This is a genomic window from Allobosea sp. GW823-FHT02B03 (assembly GCF_058797755.1).
The window spans coordinates 353,615-369,814 of record NZ_JBXAJY010000008.1; the positions used below are offsets into that span (position 1 = coordinate 353,615).

Here is a 16,200-nt window from a genome sequence, read left to right on the forward strand (position 1 = left end):
CCGTTCAGCCGGCCTGCAGCTTCAGCCCGACGATCCCGGCGAGGACGAGCGCGATCCAGAACAGCCGCGCCGCCGTCGCCGGCTCGCCGAAGATCATGATGCCGACGGCGACCGAGCCGGCGGCGCCGATCCCCGTCCAGACCGCATAGGCGGTTCCGAGCGGCAGCACTTCGAGCGCCTTGATCAGCAGGGCGACGAAGACGACCAGCAGGACGACCGAGGCCAGCGCCCAGGGCGTATCGCGAAAGCCATCGGCCTTCTTCATGGAGAACGCCCAGGCGACGTCGACGACGCCGGACGCGATCAGGGCGAGCCAGGCCCAGCCGGCGGTCATGACGCCCTCGCAGCGCTGGCCTGCGCCTGCGGCAGCGCCGCGGCGAAGCTTTCGGCAAGCTGGCTCAGCCTGGCACGGGCCTTGTCGCGGGCGGCGGCGATCGCCGGCTCCGGCCCGATCGTCGGCCCCTGCCCGACCACCGCGATCTCGCCGAGCCCGATGAAGCGCAACGCCGCCTGAAGATAGGGCGTCGCGAGATCCGGCCGCCCCCAGCTCGGGCCGTCGCTGTAGTCGCCCGCGCTGGCGATGATCGCGAGCGTCGGGCGCGGCCGTAGCAGCGGCGTATACCCCGTCGCGGGATCGAAGCGGAACGCCAGCCCCGGCTGCGTCACCAGGTCCAGCCAGTGCTTGAGCTTGTAGGGAATCCCGAAATTCCACATCGGCGTCGCGATCACCACGAGATCGGCGGCGTCGAGCCGGGCGACCATCGCCTCGATGGTGCGCCACGCCGCGGCTTCGCGCGGAGCCAGCACTCGCCCGGCGAGGCGGGCATATTTCGCGGCCAGCGCCGCCCCGTCGAACTCCGGCAGCGGCTCGCGCCAGAGATCGAGCGTATCGACCTCCAGCTCCGGCGCCAGTTCGTGCAGGCGGGTCAGGAAAGCCGCCGCGGCCGCGCACGAGGCGGAATCGCCCTGGCGCGGCGAGGCTTGAACGAGCAGCAGTCTCGGCATGTGTTCGGCTCCGATGGGTTGCGCCCAGGCGGCGCATCACGACCGAAATGCCTCGCGCAGTTGCGAACCGAAATGCTTGCGTTGCGATCAGAATTCGCATGAATGCGAGGCATGCTGAACCATGACGATCTCGCTCTGGTCCTCGCCATCGCCCGTGCCGGCCGCATGAAGCCGGCAGCCGAGACGCTGCAAGCCCATCCCGCCACGGTCTATCGCCGCCTGGAAGCGCTGGAGCGTCGGCTCGGCGGCAAGCTCTTCGAGCGGATCGACGGCCGCCAGGCACCGACCGCCCTGGCCGAGGAGATCGTCGCCGAGGCGGAGGCGATCGCGGAACGGCTCGACGCACTCAACCGCGCGGTCAGCGGCCGCGACGCACGGCTCGGCGGCCCCCTGACCATGACGACGACCGATACGCTGCAGGCCCTGGTCATGCCGGTCGCCGCCGCCTTCGGCCGTCTGCACCCGAGGCTGGAGCTGCGGCTCGATGTGTCCAGCGCCATGGCCGACATGCGGCGCAACGAGGCCGACATCGCGATCCGCCCAACGCGCGCGCCGCCGGAGACCCTGATCGGGACGAAGCTCGGCAGCTTCGACTATGCGGTCTTCACGCGAGGATCGGAACCGCATCCGGCGAGCCTCGCCGCGCTCATCGCCGCAGGCGGCTGGATCGGCCTGTCGGGCGAGATCGCCCAGACGCCGGCAGCACGCTGGCTCGATGCGCATGTCCCGCCGGCGGCGCGCATCGCCTCGGTCAATCTGATGCTCGGCGCCGCGCTCGCGGCACGTTCAGGGGCCTATGCGCTGCTGCCGGCCTATCTCGGCGATGATCCGCTCTTCGGACTTGCGCGGGTGAGCCCGCCGGTGCCGGAGCTGCGTTCGCAGGTCTGGCTGCTGACCCATCCGGACCTGCGCTACGCCGCCAAGGTCAGGGCCTTCATGGCCTTCGCCGGCAAGGCGCTGCGTCAGGCCCTGCGAGAAGACAGGCCCCGCGACGAACCTTAGGCGACGCCCAGATTGAGCAGGTCGTGCACATGCACGAGGCCGACAGGGCGCTCGTCCGCATCTGCCACGATCAGAGCCGTCACCCGCATCCGGTTGACCATTTCCAGCGCCTCGGCCGCCAGCGCGTCCGGCGCGATCCGGCGCGGATTCGCCGTCATCACGTCGCGCGCCAGCCGGCCGCCCCAGCCACTGCCGAGCTTGCGGCGCAGATCGCCGTCGGTGACGATCCCGGCGAGTTTGCCCTCGGGATCGATGACGATGGCGCAGCCAAAGCTCTTGGCCGAAATCATCTCGACCACATCGGCCATCGCCACGGTCGCACCGACGATCGGCAGGCGCTCGCCCTGATGCATGATGCTGGCGACGGTCTTGAGCTGCGCGCCGAGCTTGCCGCCGGGGTGGTAGACGTAGAAGTCCTGGCGCGAGAAGCCGCGCGCCTCGAGCAGGGCGACGGCGAGCGCATCGCCGAGCGCCATCTGCATCGTCGTCGAGGTCGTCGGCGCGAGCCCGTTCGGGCAGGCTTCCTCGGCCTTGGGCAGGACGAGCGCGATATCGGCCTCGCGTCCGAGCGCGCTGTCAGCATTGGCGGTGATCGCGATCAGCCCGACCCGGAAGCGGCGCGTATAGGCGACGATCGCCGAGAGCTCGGCCGCCTCGCCGGACCAGGACAGCGCGACGACGACGTCCTCGGGCTGGACCATCCCGAGATCGCCATGACTGGCCTCGGCCGGGTGGACGAAATGCGCGGGCGTTCCGGTCGAGGCGAGCGTCGCCGCGATCTTGCGCCCGACATGGCCGGACTTGCCCATTCCGGTCACGACGACCCGGCCGGACGCGGCCCGGATCATCTCGACGGCGGCGGCGAAGGGCGCGGCAAGCCCGTTGCCGATGGCGGCATGGAGCGCATCGAGCCCGGCGCGCTCGGTGGCGATGGTGCGGAGGGCGGAAGCGCTGATGGTCGCGGTCATGGCGGGCGTCTAGCACGATGAGCAGCCGGCTGGCCACCGTCACGCCCGCGTTGACGGGCCATTAACCCTCTTCGTTCTAACTCCGTTAACCATGCGCGCCATCCCGGTGCGCAGCGTCCTGTTTATGCCGGAGCCTCGGCCTGCCCGTGACCCGTTTCGCCAAGATCTGCTGGCTGGCCGGCGTCGCGAGCTGTTGCGGCGTGGCCGGGTTGCTGGCCTGGCCGCGGCACGGCCTCGCGCAGACGCTGGACGAACCGGCGCCGCGGGCGCGATCCTCGGGCCTGCGCACCGGCACGCCGCAATATGTTGCCCAGCAGCGCGCTCCGGAGAATACCGAAACCGGCTCCGCCACGCCCGAGGCGATCAGCGATCCTGCCGCACTCGTCCAGCGCCAGCAAAGCGCCATCTCGCAGCGCCAGCCGGCACGCGCGGCCCGGCCGGTCCAGTCCCCGGGCCTGCGCGGCGTGACCCAGCGCCAGTTCCGCGCGCCGCAGCCCGTCGTCACCGGGCTGCCGCCGGTGCCGGCCGCCCCGCCTCCTCCGCCGCGCCGCCGCGCCCCGGAGGAGGACCCCTACGCGCCGCTCGGCCTGCGCTTCGGCGCCGTCACCTTGCGCCCGGCGATCGGCGAATCGATCGGCTACGACACCAATCCCTCGCGCGTCCCCGGCCCGAGCAAGGGCTCGGCCTTCAGCCGGACCGAGGGCGAGCTCGGCATCCAGTCCGACTGGAACGTGCACGAGCTGACCGGTTCGCTGCGCGGCGGCTACAGCCACTATTTCCGCGACGACAACGCATCCCGCCCTGATGCCCAGGGCAACATGTCCCTGCGCCTCGACGCGACGCGCGACACCCGCATCCTGCTCGAATCCCGCCTGGTGCTGGACACGCAGCGCCCCGGCTCGCCCGATCTCACCGCCGCCGTGAAGGGCCGGCCGATCACCTGGGCCTATGGCGCCTCCGCCGGCGTCACTCACGACATCAACCGGCTGCAGCTTACCCTGCGCGGCTCCATCGACCGCCAGGACTATGAGAATGCCGAGCTCAGCAATGGCCGCGAGCTCAGCCAGGCCGACCGCAACCAGACGCAGTACAGCCTGAGGCTGCGCGCCGCCTATGAGGTGACGCCGGGCTTCAGGCCCTTCGTCCAGACCGAAATCGACACGCGGCAATACGACGAGAAGGTCGATTCGAACGGCTATATGCGCTCCTCGGACGGCTATACCGCCCGCCTCGGCTCGACCTTCGAGATCAGCCGCATGCTCACCGGCGAGGTCTCGGTCGGCTATCAGGACCGCAAATACCAGGACCCGCGCCTGAAGAATCTGCGCGGCATGGTCGGCGACGCTGCGATCCTGTGGACGCCGACCCCGCTGACCACGGTGACCTTGCGCGGCGCCGCCGAACTCGGCGACACCACCATCGCCGGCTCGAGCGGCACGACGGCACGGCGCGTCAGCCTTGAAGTGGCGCATGCGCTCAGGCGCAACCTCACCGTCACCGGCTTCACCACCTTCCAGCGCACCGATTACGAGGGGCAGGGCCTACGCGAGGACCTTTCGACCATCGGCGCACGGGTCGACTACAAGCTGACCCGCACCTTCTCGGTCCGCGCCAGCTTCACCCATGAGCGGCTGAATTCGACCCAGCCGGGCTCGGACTACACCGCCAATGTCTCGCTGGTCGGCCTCAGGATGCAGTTCTGACCGTAGCCATCCCGCCATCGAAACGCGGCGTCATCCCGGGCTTGTCCCGGGATCCATCCTAAAGCTCCGCAGCCCGACGATGAATCCCGGAGCGGCGCGGCTTCGCCGCTTGTCCGGGATGATACCACGGGTCCGCCTGATGGCTGGCGCTACCGCCCGAGCAGACGCCCGATCTCCTCGCGCAATTGCGGGCCGAGATCGCCACGATCAAGCGCATAAGCGAGGTTGGCGGCAAGAAAGCCGATCTTCGAGCCGGTGTCGTAGATGTCGCCATCGAAGCGCACTGCGAAGAACTTCTCGCGCTCCGCCAAAGCGATCATCGAATCGGTCAGCTGGATCTCGCCGCCGGCGCCCTTCTCCTGCTTGGCGAGCAGGTCGAAGATCGTCGGCTGCAGGATGTAGCGGCCGGTGATGTGCAGGTTCGACGGCGCCGTGCCCTTGGGCGGCTTCTCGACCATGCCGGTGATCTGCGAGACCTTGGCCTTGGCATCGTGCACGCCGACGATGCCGTATTGATGGGTCTGGTCCTCCGGCACCGGAGCGACCGCGATATGGTTGCCGCCATGCTCGGCATGGGCCTCGATCATCTCGGCGAGGCAGCCCTTGCCGCGGGTATGGTGCAGCATGTCGGGCAGGAGCAGCGCGAAGGGCTCGTCGCCGATGATGTCGCGGGCGCACCAGACGGCATGGCCGAGGCCGAGCGGGCCCTGCTGGCGGGTGAAGCTCGCCGCACCGGCCGCCGGCAGATCCTGCTTCAGTGCTTCGAGCTCCTTCACCTTGCCGCGTTTGGCGAGCGTGTCGTCGAGCTCATAGGCCATGTCGAAATGGTCCTCGATCACGCCCTTGTTGCGGCCGGTGACGAAGACGAAATGCTCGATGCCCGCCGCGCGCGCCTCGTCGACCACATGCTGGACGACCGGACGGTCGACGATGGTCAGCATCTCCTTCGGGATCGCCTTGGTGGCGGGGAGGAAACGCGTGCCCAGCCCTGCGACCGGAAACACCGCCTTGCGGATCTTCTTGCTCATGCGCATCCATCTCGCGCGCCAGGCAGCGCGCGCCTGCTAGATTCGGAGGGCTTCGGGGAAGCCGGCTTCGCCCCGTTCAATGCCGGCCCCTGGAGGCTGTCGTCCAATTCTGGCGAAAAGACGGGCCGCCTCCAAAAGATCGATACCAGTCGCGCCTTGCCGGAACGTCAATATCCTCGCACTAAAATCGCCGGCAAGCCGTCGCCGGATCGTCGCTTTTGCGCGCTTTGCTGCCGGCGATTCGCCCGGTGCGCGGTTATCCTGCGCATGGGCTGGCCCGGGCACATGCAATCTCGTTCTATGCTGCCGGGACGACAGGGAGAAGACGATGGCAATTCTGGTTTCGGGCGGCGCCGGCTATATCGGCAGCCATATGGTGCTGGAGCTGCTCGACCGCGGCGAGAAGGTCGTGGTGCTTGACGATCTCTCCACCGGCTTCTGGTGGGCGGTGCCGCCGGAGGCGGTTTTCGTCAAAGGCGACATGGGTGACCAGGCGCTGGTCGAGCGCACCATTGCCGAGCACGGCATCACCGAGATCGCCCATTTCGCTGCCAGGATCGTCGTGCCCGATTCGGTCTCCGACCCGCTCGGCTACTACCTCAACAACACCGTGAAGACGCGGGCCCTGCTGGAGAGTGCGGTGCGCGCCGGCGTCAGGCACGTGATCTTCTCCTCGACGGCCGCCGTCTATGGCGAGCCGCCGGTCTCGCCGGTGCCCGAGGAGATCGCGCTCAACCCGATCAACCCCTATGGCCGTTCCAAGCTGATGAGCGAATGGATGCTCGCCGACACCGCCAAGGCCCATGGCCTCAGCTATGTCGCCCTGCGCTATTTCAACGTCGCCGGCGCCGATCCCAGGGGACGCTCCGGCCAGTCCTCGGCCGGCGCCACCCATCTGATCAAGGTCGCGAGCCAGGCGGCGCTCGGCCAGCGTGCCGGGCTCGAGATCTTCGGCACCGACTATCCGACGCCCGACGGCACCTGCGTGCGCGACTATATCCACGTCACCGACCTCGCCCGCGCCCATCTTTCGGCGCTCGACCATCTGCGCGCCGGCGGCGACAGCCTGACGCTGAACTGCGGCTATGGCCGCGGCTATTCGGTGAAGCAGGTGGTCGAGGTGGTGAAGAAGGTCTCGGGCGTCGACTTCCCGGTCAAGCTCTCGCCGCGCCGCGCCGGCGACCCAGCCTCGCTGATCGCCGGGGCGGACCGGATCCGCAACGAGCTCGGCTGGCGGCCGGAGCATGACGATCTCGAGGAGATCGTGACCCAGGCGCTGGCCTGGGAGGAGAGCCTGCGCAAGCGCAATGCGAGCTGACGCCCGGGATTTTCCGCGGCCTTAACCTATGGTTAACCTCGTTCAGGCGCTGTGTCGGGAAAGACTGTCCAGCGACCGTGCCAGGGAACCGACATGCGCCGCCTTTCCGCCTTCGCCATCGCAGCCCTGCTCGGCCTCGGGCCTGCCCTCGCGCAGACCACGGGGTCGATCAATCCGGCCCGCGCGCAGGCTCCAAAGCCGGCGCCGCGGCCGGCGGCGAATGCCGGCTTCGACAGCTTCCTGAAGACCCTCTGGCCGCTCGCGCAGGCCCGCGGCATCTCGCGAAAGACCTTCGACGTCGCCTTCCAGGGCGTGGTGCCCGATCCCTCGATCATCGCCCTGACCCGCAAGCAGTCGGAATTCGTCGCGCCGATCTGGAGCTATCTCAACAGCGCCATCGGCGGCGCCCGCATCTCGCGCGGTCGCGAAATGCTCGCCGCCCATGCCGGCGTGCTGGCCCAGGCCGAATCCCGCTATGGCGTGCCCAAGGAGATCATCCTCGGCATCTGGGGGATGGAGACCAATTACGGCTCGTTTAAGGGCGACAAGGACGTCATCCGCTCGCTCGCGACGCTCGCCAACATCCGCTATCGCGGCGACTTCTTCCGCGACGAGCTGCTCACCGCGCTGGAGCTGATCGAGAAGGGCTACGCCGGGCGTGACGAGCTGCGCGGCTCCTGGGCCGGCGCCATGGGCCACACCCAGTTCATGCCGTCGAGCTACATGAAATACGCCGTCGACCAGACCGGCGACGGCCATGCCGACATCTGGACCTCGACCAGCGACGCCATCGCCTCGACCGCCAACTACCTGAAGAGCTTCGGCTGGGTGCCCGGCCTGCCCTGGGGCATCGAGGTCGTGGTGCCCGAGGGCTTCGACCACAATCTCTACCGCGCCAGCTTCTCAAGCTTCCGCTCGGCCGGCCTGCGCCGCGCCGATGGCGGTTCGTTGCCGTCCTCGGGCGAGGCAAGGCTGTTCTATCCGGCGGGGCATACCGGCCCGGCCCTGCTGCTGACGGCGAACTTCGACGTCATCAAGAAGTACAACTCCTCCGACGCCTATGCGCTGGCCGTCGGCCATCTCGGCGACCGGATCGCCGGCCGCCCGGCCCTGCAGGGCGAATGGCCGGTCAAGGCGCCGCGCCTCGACAAGAACGGCGTCACCGACCTCCAGCGCCGGCTGAAAAGCCTCGGGCTCTATTCGCACGATGCCGATGGCCGTATCGGCACCGGGACCCGCGACGCCGTGCGCCAGTACCAGCAGCGCGCCGGCCTGCTCGCCGATGGCTGGCCGACGCCAGCGCTGCTGGCCCGGATGAAGGCCGCGCGCTGACTTTCGCCGCGGTTTCTGCTATGGGAAAGGGGTGGTCGGACTGACCGACGCCGGGTAGCCGAGCGATGCGTCTACGCTCCTTCGCCGTGATCCTCGCGGCCTCCGCGCTCCTGCTGCTCACCGGCGGCCCCTCGACCTTCGCCCAGGGCGAACCCCAGCGCCGCAGCCTTTTCAACCTATTCTGGCAGATGCCGGAGCGACCCGCGGTCCAACCGCGGCAGCGTGCCCGGCCGGCGCCGCAGCAGACCCGGCGCCGGCCGCCCCAGATGGTCCGCGATGATCCGGTCATCCCCAAGGTCGACGTCAACCACCACGTCCTCGTCGTCGGCGACACGCTCGCCGACCAGATCGCCATCGGCCTCGCCGACAGCCTGAACGACCGGGCCGATGTCGCCGTGCAGCGCAAGGCCAAGGCCGATAGCGGTTTGGTCCGCACCGATTTCTACGACTGGCCGAAGGCGGTGGTGGAGCTGCTCGCCGCCGACCCCAAGATCATGGTCGGCGTCATCTCGCTGGGCCCCAACGATCGCCAGGCGATCCGCGAGGGCGACGTCACCCACGAGCCGCTGAGCGAGCGTTGGCTGCAGATCTACCGCTCCCGCGTCGAGACGATAACGGCGGCCTTCGCAGCAAGGCGGGTGCCGCTGATCTGGGCGGGCGCGCCGCCGATGCAGAATACCCGGCTCTCGACCGACCTCACCGTGCTGAACGACGTCTTCCGCAAGAGCGTCGAGGCCTCCGGCGGGCAGTTTGTCGATCTCTGGACCCCCTATCTCGACGCCGAGAACCGCTACAGCGCCATGGGGCCGGACGTGGACGGCCAGACCACAAGGCTGCGCCTCGGCGACGGCGTGCACTTCACCAAGGCCGGCGCCCGCAAGGCCGCCCATTTCGTCGACGTCCTGATCCGCCGCATCCTCGATCATACGCCGAGCGAGAACGTCATCGCCCTGCCCTCCGATCCCGGGACCGCTGGACCGGTACCACCGGAGCAGCAGCCGGGCGCCATCGAGCGCCTGATCGACCGCATGGTCAGCGGCCGGACGGACGATCTCGCGCTTGTCCCGGTCATCCCCGTGCGGCCGCTCGCGGGTCCGATCCTGCCCTTGACCGGCGCTCCGCCGGCAGTCGGCGAATCCGCGCTGCTGGCCTCGATCCAGGATGCACGCGGCCGCGGCGATACCGCGACCCAGCTCGACCGGATCTTCGGAGATGGCGTCGCGCCGGAGCCGAAGCCGGGCCGCGCCGATGATTTCCGCTGGCCGAGGCCGAACTGACCCGCGCCCTGCAGGGCTTCAGCCGAGCTGGAAAAGCTCGAACCGCTCCATCTCCGCATCGACCCGCCGGCGCAGCTCCGCCGAGGGCGCCGGCTCGAGCCAGGTCCATTGCTGGATCAAGAGCTTGCGTCCGGCCCGGTCGGCCTTGAGGTCGGCGACGGCGACGATCCGGTCTCCCTCCAGCACCGGCAGGCCGAAATAGCCGAAGGCGCGCTTCTCCTTCGGCAGATAGGCCTCGAACAGGTGGTCGTAGCCGAAGAACAGCTTCAGCCGCTTGCGCTGGATGATCAGCGGGTCGAAGGGCGACAGGATATGGACGAGCTCCTCGCCCGCCGGCGCCGCCGGTTCCAGAACCTCCGGCGCCGCCCAATGCGGCGAGGTCGAGGCTCCCTCGATCCTGACCTCGACCAATTGCCTGCGCTTCACCCTGGCGGCGATGAGCTCGGCCACGGCCTTCTTGCTGGGCGCGTCGAGATGGCAGATCGAATCGAGGCTGACGACGCCCTGCGCACGCAGGGCCCGGTCGAGCTTGTAGGCGACGACCTGCCGCTCGGAGGCCGGCGTCGGCCGCTTCTCCCAGCCGAAATGCCGGTCCATCAGCTCATAGGTCTTGAGCATGCCGGACCGGGCGGAGATGACGAGCTCGCCATCGTAGAAGGCCCGCTCCAGCAGGCCCTTCGAGGGCTTCTTGCTGGCCCAGAGATGCGTCTTCTCGACCAGGACGTCGGTGTCGATGTCGCGGATGGTGAGCGCGCCCTCCTTGCGGATGCGCGCGAGCAGCTTGCGGGCTTCCTCGCTTCCGCCGACCGAGGACCAGCGTTTCGGCTCTGCCCTGTGCGCCTTCATCGCCGGCAGGAAATAGCGGATATCAGCGGCCGGCACATAGGACAGCGCATGCGTCCAGTACTCGAACACCGCCTTGTCGGCCGATTGCGCCTGCACGAGGTCGGCCCGGCGATAGGCGGGGATACGGCTGTAGAGGATGTGATGATGGCAGCGCTCGATCACGTTGATCGTGTCGATCTGGACATAGCCGAGATGCGCGACTGCGGCCTCTGTCGCCGCAGGACCGGCACCGAAGGGCTCGGCCCTGTCGAGGCGCTGGGCCCTGAGCCAGATGCTGCGGGCCTGGGCCTTGCCCAGTGCGGGAATCTTGCGGGGTCGCGTCGCCATTTGCCACAGGCTAGCGAGGCGGCACGCGAAGGTTAAGGTGCCGCCAAAAGCACTGCTGACAGAGCATGTCGGCGGCGAACCGCCTCAGGGCGCCAGCGCCTGCGCCAATGCCTCCGGCGTCAGCTCCGCCAGGGCGCTCTGAACCTTGAAAGCCTTCGTCTTCTCGCCGGGATTCATCACCAGGATCACCGTCTCCGTCCCCGGGCAGGCGGGATCGGCGCAGAGGATCTCGTTGACGGCGATCACCGCAGTCTCCGGGAGGGCGAGCAGCGCACGCACCTGTCGCTTCACTTCGGCCGCGGCATCTGTGCCGCCGGCCTCGCGCTTGCCCTTGCCAAACAGGCCGAAGCGCATCGCGCTCAGCCCGGCAGGTTCAGGACGCCCGCCGCCCCGTCCTCGGCGCCGAAGGCGAGCCGCTTGCCGGCCTTGTCCCAGGCGAAGGCGGTGATGCCGCTGCCGCGCTGCGCCGCGCGGACCAGCAGCTCCGAGCCGTCGACCAGACGGATCATCAGGATGCAACCATCGTCATAGCCGACCGCGAGCACTAGCGCCTTCGGATGGAAGGCGACGCGGGTGACCTTGGCATGGCGGGCGCCGCATTCGCGCGGCGCCTTGCCGGTCGGCCCCTCGCCCTGGAAGGGCCAGACGATCGCGGCATCCGCCCCGCTCGAGGCGAGCCAGAGCCCGTCATGCGACCAGGACAGCGAGCGCGGCTTCGCCGGATAGCCGGTCATGCGCATATGGGTCGGCTTGTCGCCGAGCCGCCAGCCATGCAGGGCGTTCTCCTGCATCGAGGTGACGACGAAGCGCCCGTCCGGCGACCAGGTGACGTCGAGATGCGAGCCCTTCCATTCCAGGAATTCCGGCTTCGCCTCGGTGTTCGGATACCAGAGCGACACCCCGTTCATCTGGGCGATGGCGAGCCGGTAGCCCTTCGGCGCGAAGACCACGCCTTGCGGCGTCGAGGCGACGTCGAGCGACTTGACCTTGCCCTTGTCATTGCGGGCATGGACCGAGCGGCCCACATTCCAGGCGATGCTGCCGGAATTCGACAGCGTCACCGCGTCGACCCAGCGCCGCTTCGGATCTGCGGCGATCTCCGTCGGTTCGCCTTCGGCAGCCGTCGCGACCACGCGGCCGTCGTCACCGCCGCTGATCAGGCGCTCTGCGTCCGAGCAGGCGCTGAGGATGCCGCCGCGATGCGCGGCGACGCTATCGACCGCGCCGTCGCGCCAACGCAGCACGCGTCCATCGGCGAGCGCCAGGGCCAGGGTCTGCTTCAGCCAAGCGACGGCGACGACATGCTCGCCGGCTTCGACGGGAACGACATGCTCGCGCAGCGAGACGGGTTTGCTGATGGTGTCCATGGTCGCGGTCTAGCAAAATCTCGGGCGAGGGGAACCACTATCCGAGTAGATCAGCCAACCTCCGCCGTCATCCCGGACGACCGCAGGTCGCTCCGGGATGACGGCGAGATGTATGGCGTGTCGGCAGGCGCGCTCAGGCCGCGCAGGCCAGAAAACCCTCGCGCAAGGCCTTCTCGTCGAGATCGCGGCCGATGAAGACCAGCCGCGACTGCCGAGCCTCCCCGTCCTTCCAGTCGCGCTGCAGGTCACCGTCCAGGATCATGTGCACGCCCTGGAAGACGAAGCGCCGCGGCTCGCCCTTGAAGGCGAGGATGCCCTTGGAGCGCAGGATGTTCGGCCCCTGCGCCTGGCTGAGATCGTTGATCCACGGCATGAACTTGTCGGGGTCGACATCGCCGGGAATGGTGAAGGACATGGAGCGGACGTCGTCCGCATGGTGGTGGTGGTGTCCGGCCTCGAGGAAGTCGGGCTCGATGTCGAGGATGCGGTCGAGATCGAAGGCGTTGCGGTCGAGCAGGTTCTCGATCGGCAGTTCGCAGCGCGTCGTCTTGTGCAGCTTGGCATAGGGGTTGATCGCGCGGATCGCGCTCTCGACCTCGGCCAGCTCCGCCTCGGTGACGAGATCGGTCTTGTTGAGGATGATCACGTCGGCGAAGGCGATCTGGTTCTTCGCCTCCGGCGCGTCCTTGAGCCGGTCCTTCAGCCACTTGGCGTCGGTCACGGTCACCACGGCGTCGAGCTTGGTCGCGTCGCCGACATCCTGGTCGACGAAGAAGGTCTGCGCGACCGGCGCGGGGTCGGCGAGGCCGGTGGTCTCGACGATGATCGCGTCGAACTTGCCCTTGCGCTTCATCAGCCCGTCGAGGATGCGGATCAGGTCGCCGCGCACCGTGCAGCAGATGCAGCCATTGTTCATCTCGAACACTTCCTCGTCGGCGCCGACGACGAGGTCGCCATCGATGCCGGCCTCGCCGAACTCGTTGACGATCACGGCGAACTTCTTGCCGTGGTCCTCGGTGAGGATGCGGTTGAGGAGCGTGGTCTTGCCGGCGCCGAGATAGCCGGTGAGCACCGTGACGGGAATCTTTTCGGACATGGGTCGATCCTGATTCTTTGACAGGCGGGCAAGCACCCGGCTTCGGCTTCCATCCTCGGCCCTCATCCTGAGGAGCGAGCAGAGCTCGCGTCTCGAAGGATGCTTCCAGCACACTCGGGATCATCCTTCGCGACGCCGCTGGCGCGGCTCCTCAGGATGAGGGCTGGAGGTCAGGGCCGGCGATTAGGCCGGGCCGGCGGCGAGCGCCTTTTCGATCTGGCTTATATTGTGTTTCATCATCGCGATGTAAGTCCCGGCCGGCCCATCGCCGCCCGAGAGCGCGTCCGAATAGAGCCGGCCGCCGATCCTGGCGCCGCTTTCGCGCGCGATCTGCTCGGCGAGACGCGGATTGCTGATGTTTTCGAGGAACACCGCCGGCACTTTCTGCGCCTTCACCTGGCGGATGATCCGCCCGACATCGCGGGCAGACGCCTCCGCCTCGGTCGAGACGCCCTGCGGCGCGACGAAGGCGATGCCATAGGCCTTGGAAAAGTAGGCGAAGGCGTCATGCGAGGTGATCGCCTTGCGCCGGTCGGCCGGGATGCGGGCCACGGCCGCGCGAATCTCGGCCTCGAGCTCATCGAGCTTCGCCAGATAGGCCGCGGCATTCGCCTCGTAGAGTGCCTTGCCGGCCGGATCGGCGGCGCCCAGCGCTTTCTGGATATTGGCGACGTAGACCTTGGCGTTCGCGACGCTCTGCCAGGCATGCGGATCCTCGCCGCCATGGCTGTGGCCGTGACCGTGTCCGTCATCCTGCATCTTCAGAGGCGTGATTCCGTCCGTCGCCGTCGCCAGCGTCGCCTTGGTCCCCGACGATTTCAGCAGCCGGGTGAGCCAGCCCTCGAATTTCAGCCCGTTGACCACGACGAGGCTGGCCGCAGCCATCGCCTTCGCGTTGGCCGGGCTCGGCGAGTAGACATGGGCGTCGCCGTCAGGCCCGACCAGCGTGGTCAGCGCGACGCGCTCGCCGCCAACCGCGCGGACGAAGTCGGCGAGGATCGAGAAGCTGGCGACGACCGCGAGCTTGCCCTCCGCGGGCCTGTCCTGAGCCGATTTCTCCTGGGCGAAGACCGGCAACGACAGGCCGGCCCCGGCGACGAGGCCCGAGAGGAGGAGAAGACGGCGGTTCAGCATGACAGCTCTCGCGCTATATGAAACACTATAACATTACTAGCGCTGGAGATGGGCCCGAGGCAAGAGCCGCCGCACGAGCCCGCCCTGCGAGCCGAACAGCAGCGAGCCGAGATAAAGCACTCCCGCGGCAAGGATCACCGCTGGCCCCGCCGGAAGATTACTGCCGGCGGCATAGGACGCCACCAGGCCGGCATAGCCGGAGAGCATGCCGAAGCCGCAGGCGGTGAGGATCAGCCGGGTGATGTCGGCGGTCCAGAACCGCGCCGCGGCCGCCGGCAGCATCATCAGCCCGACTGCGAGCAAGGTGCCGAGCGCGTGGAAGCCGGCGACGAGGTTGAGCACGACGAGGCCGAGGAAGGTCAGGTGGACGAAACCGCCCGAGCGGCTGACCGAACGCAGGAAGCCGGGATCGACGCATTCCATCACCAGCGGCCGGTAGACCAGCGCCAGGGTCGCGAGCGTGATGCTGGCGACGGAGGCGAGCAGCAGCAGCACCTCGTCGTCGAGTGCCAGCACATTGCCGAACAGCACATGGAAGAGATCGACCGCCGAGCCGCGCAGCGAGACCAGGGTGACGCCGAGCGCCAGTGAGATCAGGTAGAAGGCCGCGAGCGAGGCATCCTCCTTCAGCACGGTCAGGCGCGCCACGGCGCCCGCCGCGAGTGCGACCGCAAAGCCCGCCGCGAGCCCACCCAGCGTCATCGCCGGCAGCGAGAAGCCGGCGACGAGATAGCCGAGCGCCGCGCCCGGCAGGATCGCATGGGCCATGGCGTCGCCGGTCAGGCTCATCCGCCGCAGCATCAGGAAGACGCCGACCGGCGCCCCCGAAAGCGAAAGCGCGACGATGCCGATCAGCGCCCGGCGCATGAAGTCGAACTCGGCAAAGGGGCCGATCAGGAGGTCGTAGAGCATCGCGTTCAGTTCAAATGCGCCGTTGTCCCGGGCGTAGCGAAGCGAAGACCCGGGACCCATTCCGGAACGGTTCAGGAATGGATCCCGGGTCTCCCTGCGGTCACCCGGGATGACCCGGTCAGAGTGTCTCGATCAAGAAGGAGATGCCGAAAGCCTACGCCGCGCAGGCCGGCGCATGGCTGTCGAAGGCCTCGACCATGTGGCGGGCCTTGAGCAGGTTGCCGGCGGTCAGCACCTCGCCGGTCTGCCCCCAGGCGACGGTCTCGCGCGCGAGCAGCAGGGTCTGCGGGAAGGCGCGCTTCACCGTCTCGATATCATGCAGCACGGCGACGACCGTGCGCTTCTCGCCATGCCAGCGCTGCACCAGCTCCAGCAGATCGGCGGTGGTGCGGGCATCAATCGCGGTGAAAGGCTCGTCGAGCAGGATCAGGTCGGCATCCTGCAGCAAGAGGCGCGCGAACAAGGCGCGCTGCATCTGCCCGCCCGACAAGGTGCCGATACTGCGGCGCTCGAAGCCGGTCAGGCCGACGGCCGCAATCGCCGCCTCGATCCTGGCCCGCTGGCCAAGACCGATGCGGCCGAAAATGCCGGCGCTGGTCCACAGCCCCATGGCGACGAGATCATAGACATGGATCGGGAAGGAGCGGTCGAGCTCGGCCGATTGCGGCAGATAAGCGACTCGCTGGCCCTTCTGCAGCGCGATCGCGCCGCCGAGCGGCGAGAGCGCCCCGGCGATGCCCTTGAGCAGGGTCGACTTGCCGGCGCCGTTGGGGCCGACGATCGCGGTCAGGCTACCCCGCGCGATCTCGCCCGAGACATGATGCACGGCCGGATGCCGGTCATAGCCGAGCGTCAGATCGGTGAGGCGGATGGCGGGCATGACGG

Annotated in this window: 16 protein-coding genes; 5 read left to right on the forward strand and 11 right to left on the reverse strand. The window is 68.5% G+C overall.

The window, feature by feature from the left end:
- Positions 1 to 4: 4 nt before the first annotated feature.
- The gene (locus AC1REK_RS26285; protein WP_327523214.1) at positions 5 to 334 is read right to left on the reverse strand and encodes a DMT family transporter; all 330 of its coding nucleotides are present in this window, start codon (positions 332 to 334) and stop codon (positions 5 to 7) included.
- Entirely contained in the window at positions 331 to 1,005 is a 675-nt protein-coding gene (locus AC1REK_RS26290; protein ID WP_327523213.1) for an FMN-dependent NADH-azoreductase, read from the reverse strand. Before AC1REK_RS26290 ends, AC1REK_RS26285 begins: the two co-directional genes overlap by 4 nt.
- A gap of 111 nt (positions 1,006 to 1,116) precedes the next feature.
- Here AC1REK_RS26290 and AC1REK_RS26295 point away from each other — a divergent pair, with 111 nt between their 5' ends.
- Positions 1,117 to 2,007 carry a LysR family transcriptional regulator gene (locus AC1REK_RS26295; RefSeq protein ID WP_327523212.1) on the forward strand — a complete coding sequence of 297 codons (891 nt, stop codon included), beginning with the start codon at positions 1,117 to 1,119 and terminating at the stop codon, positions 2,005 to 2,007.
- Here AC1REK_RS26295 and AC1REK_RS26300 read toward each other — a convergent pair.
- Positions 2,004 to 2,975, reverse strand: coding sequence for a KpsF/GutQ family sugar-phosphate isomerase (locus AC1REK_RS26300; RefSeq protein ID WP_492270039.1), 972 nt, complete (start codon positions 2,973 to 2,975; stop codon positions 2,004 to 2,006). The genes AC1REK_RS26295 and AC1REK_RS26300 overlap by 4 nt on opposite strands.
- Positions 2,976 to 3,121: 146 nt before the next feature.
- Here AC1REK_RS26300 and AC1REK_RS26305 point away from each other — a divergent pair, with 146 nt between their 5' ends.
- Positions 3,122 to 4,678 carry an outer membrane beta-barrel protein gene (locus AC1REK_RS26305; RefSeq protein WP_492270040.1) on the forward strand — a complete coding sequence of 519 codons (1,557 nt, stop codon included), beginning with the start codon at positions 3,122 to 3,124 and terminating at the stop codon, positions 4,676 to 4,678.
- A gap of 149 nt (positions 4,679 to 4,827) precedes the next feature.
- Here AC1REK_RS26305 and AC1REK_RS26310 read toward each other — a convergent pair whose 3' ends face one another.
- On the reverse strand, positions 4,828 to 5,706 hold the full coding sequence (locus AC1REK_RS26310; protein WP_327523207.1) for a UTP--glucose-1-phosphate uridylyltransferase: 879 nt from the start codon (positions 5,704 to 5,706) through the stop codon (positions 4,828 to 4,830).
- Positions 5,707 to 6,034: 328 nt separating this feature from the next.
- Between AC1REK_RS26310 and galE the strand changes: the two genes are divergently transcribed.
- The 3 genes from galE to AC1REK_RS26325 all read left to right on the forward strand — a co-directional run bounded on the left by galE (position 6,035) and on the right by AC1REK_RS26325 (position 9,633).
- Positions 6,035 to 7,024 (forward strand): UDP-glucose 4-epimerase GalE, encoded by a 990-nt coding sequence (gene galE, locus AC1REK_RS26315; RefSeq protein ID WP_492270041.1) that lies wholly within the window; start codon positions 6,035 to 6,037, stop codon positions 7,022 to 7,024.
- A gap of 93 nt (positions 7,025 to 7,117) precedes the next feature.
- Positions 7,118 to 8,356 carry a lytic murein transglycosylase gene (locus AC1REK_RS26320; RefSeq protein WP_492270042.1) on the forward strand — a complete coding sequence of 413 codons (1,239 nt, stop codon included), beginning with the start codon at positions 7,118 to 7,120 and terminating at the stop codon, positions 8,354 to 8,356.
- 65 nt (positions 8,357 to 8,421) lie between these two features.
- Positions 8,422 to 9,633 (forward strand): SGNH/GDSL hydrolase family protein, encoded by a 1,212-nt coding sequence (locus AC1REK_RS26325; RefSeq protein WP_492270043.1) that lies wholly within the window; start codon positions 8,422 to 8,424, stop codon positions 9,631 to 9,633.
- Between the two features lie 18 nt (positions 9,634 to 9,651).
- On the opposite strand, the gene AC1REK_RS26330 is transcribed toward AC1REK_RS26325, so the two are convergent.
- From AC1REK_RS26330 to aztA, 7 genes are all read right to left on the reverse strand, one after another.
- Positions 9,652 to 10,806: a winged helix-turn-helix domain-containing protein gene (locus AC1REK_RS26330; protein WP_492270044.1), complete on the reverse strand. Its 1,155-nt coding sequence runs from the start codon at positions 10,804 to 10,806 to the stop codon at positions 9,652 to 9,654.
- 84 nt (positions 10,807 to 10,890) lie between these two features.
- Positions 10,891 to 11,160, reverse strand: a complete 270-nt coding sequence (locus AC1REK_RS26335; RefSeq protein ID WP_492270045.1) for a hypothetical protein — start codon at positions 11,158 to 11,160, stop codon at positions 10,891 to 10,893.
- 5 nt (positions 11,161 to 11,165) lie between these two features.
- Complete coding sequence (locus AC1REK_RS26340) at positions 11,166 to 12,173, reverse strand: WD40 repeat domain-containing protein (protein ID WP_492270046.1); 1,008 nt, start codon at positions 12,171 to 12,173, stop codon at positions 11,166 to 11,168.
- Positions 12,174 to 12,306: 133 nt separating this feature from the next.
- Positions 12,307 to 13,269 carry a CobW family GTP-binding protein gene (locus AC1REK_RS26345; protein ID WP_492270047.1) on the reverse strand — a complete coding sequence of 321 codons (963 nt, stop codon included), beginning with the start codon at positions 13,267 to 13,269 and terminating at the stop codon, positions 12,307 to 12,309.
- 183 nt (positions 13,270 to 13,452) lie between these two features.
- Positions 13,453 to 14,403 (reverse strand): metal ABC transporter substrate-binding protein, encoded by a 951-nt coding sequence (locus AC1REK_RS26350; protein ID WP_492270048.1) that lies wholly within the window; start codon positions 14,401 to 14,403, stop codon positions 13,453 to 13,455.
- Positions 14,404 to 14,439: 36 nt separating this feature from the next.
- Positions 14,440 to 15,315: a metal ABC transporter permease gene (locus tag AC1REK_RS26355; RefSeq protein WP_492270049.1), complete on the reverse strand. Its 876-nt coding sequence runs from the start codon at positions 15,313 to 15,315 to the stop codon at positions 14,440 to 14,442.
- A gap of 154 nt (positions 15,316 to 15,469) precedes the next feature.
- On the reverse strand, positions 15,470 to 16,195 hold the full coding sequence (gene aztA, locus AC1REK_RS26360) for a zinc ABC transporter ATP-binding protein AztA (protein WP_327523196.1): 726 nt from the start codon (positions 16,193 to 16,195) through the stop codon (positions 15,470 to 15,472).
- Positions 16,196 to 16,200: the final 5 nt, after the last annotated feature.

Excerpts from the sequence above, each read along its gene's own strand:
- AC1REK_RS26355 (WP_492270049.1), bottom strand. The coding sequence starts at position 15,315 with ATGCTCTACGACCTCCTGATCGGCCCCTTTGCCGAGTTCGACTTCATG.
- AC1REK_RS26350 (WP_492270048.1), bottom strand. The coding sequence starts at position 14,403 with ATGCTGAACCGCCGTCTTCTCCTCCTCTCGGGCCTCGTCGCCGGGGCC.
- AC1REK_RS26310 (WP_327523207.1), bottom strand. The coding sequence starts at position 5,706 with ATGAGCAAGAAGATCCGCAAGGCGGTGTTTCCGGTCGCAGGGCTGGGC.
- AC1REK_RS26320 (WP_492270042.1), top strand. The coding sequence starts at position 7,118 with ATGCGCCGCCTTTCCGCCTTCGCCATCGCAGCCCTGCTCGGCCTCGGG.
- AC1REK_RS26330 (WP_492270044.1), bottom strand. The coding sequence starts at position 10,806 with ATGGCGACGCGACCCCGCAAGATTCCCGCACTGGGCAAGGCCCAGGCC.
- AC1REK_RS26345 (WP_492270047.1), bottom strand. The coding sequence starts at position 13,269 with ATGTCCGAAAAGATTCCCGTCACGGTGCTCACCGGCTATCTCGGCGCC.
- aztA (WP_327523196.1), bottom strand. The coding sequence starts at position 16,195 with ATGCCCGCCATCCGCCTCACCGATCTGACGCTCGGCTATGACCGGCAT.
- AC1REK_RS26340 (WP_492270046.1), bottom strand. The coding sequence starts at position 12,173 with ATGGACACCATCAGCAAACCCGTCTCGCTGCGCGAGCATGTCGTTCCC.
- AC1REK_RS26295 (WP_327523212.1), top strand. The coding sequence starts at position 1,117 with ATGCTGAACCATGACGATCTCGCTCTGGTCCTCGCCATCGCCCGTGCC.
- AC1REK_RS26290 (WP_327523213.1), bottom strand. The coding sequence starts at position 1,005 with ATGCCGAGACTGCTGCTCGTTCAAGCCTCGCCGCGCCAGGGCGATTCC.
- AC1REK_RS26300 (WP_492270039.1), bottom strand. The coding sequence starts at position 2,975 with ATGACCGCGACCATCAGCGCTTCCGCCCTCCGCACCATCGCCACCGAG.
- AC1REK_RS26285 (WP_327523214.1), bottom strand. The coding sequence starts at position 334 with ATGACCGCCGGCTGGGCCTGGCTCGCCCTGATCGCGTCCGGCGTCGTC.
- AC1REK_RS26325 (WP_492270043.1), top strand. The coding sequence starts at position 8,422 with ATGCGTCTACGCTCCTTCGCCGTGATCCTCGCGGCCTCCGCGCTCCTG.
- AC1REK_RS26335 (WP_492270045.1), bottom strand. The coding sequence starts at position 11,160 with ATGCGCTTCGGCCTGTTTGGCAAGGGCAAGCGCGAGGCCGGCGGCACA.
- galE (WP_492270041.1), top strand. The coding sequence starts at position 6,035 with ATGGCAATTCTGGTTTCGGGCGGCGCCGGCTATATCGGCAGCCATATG.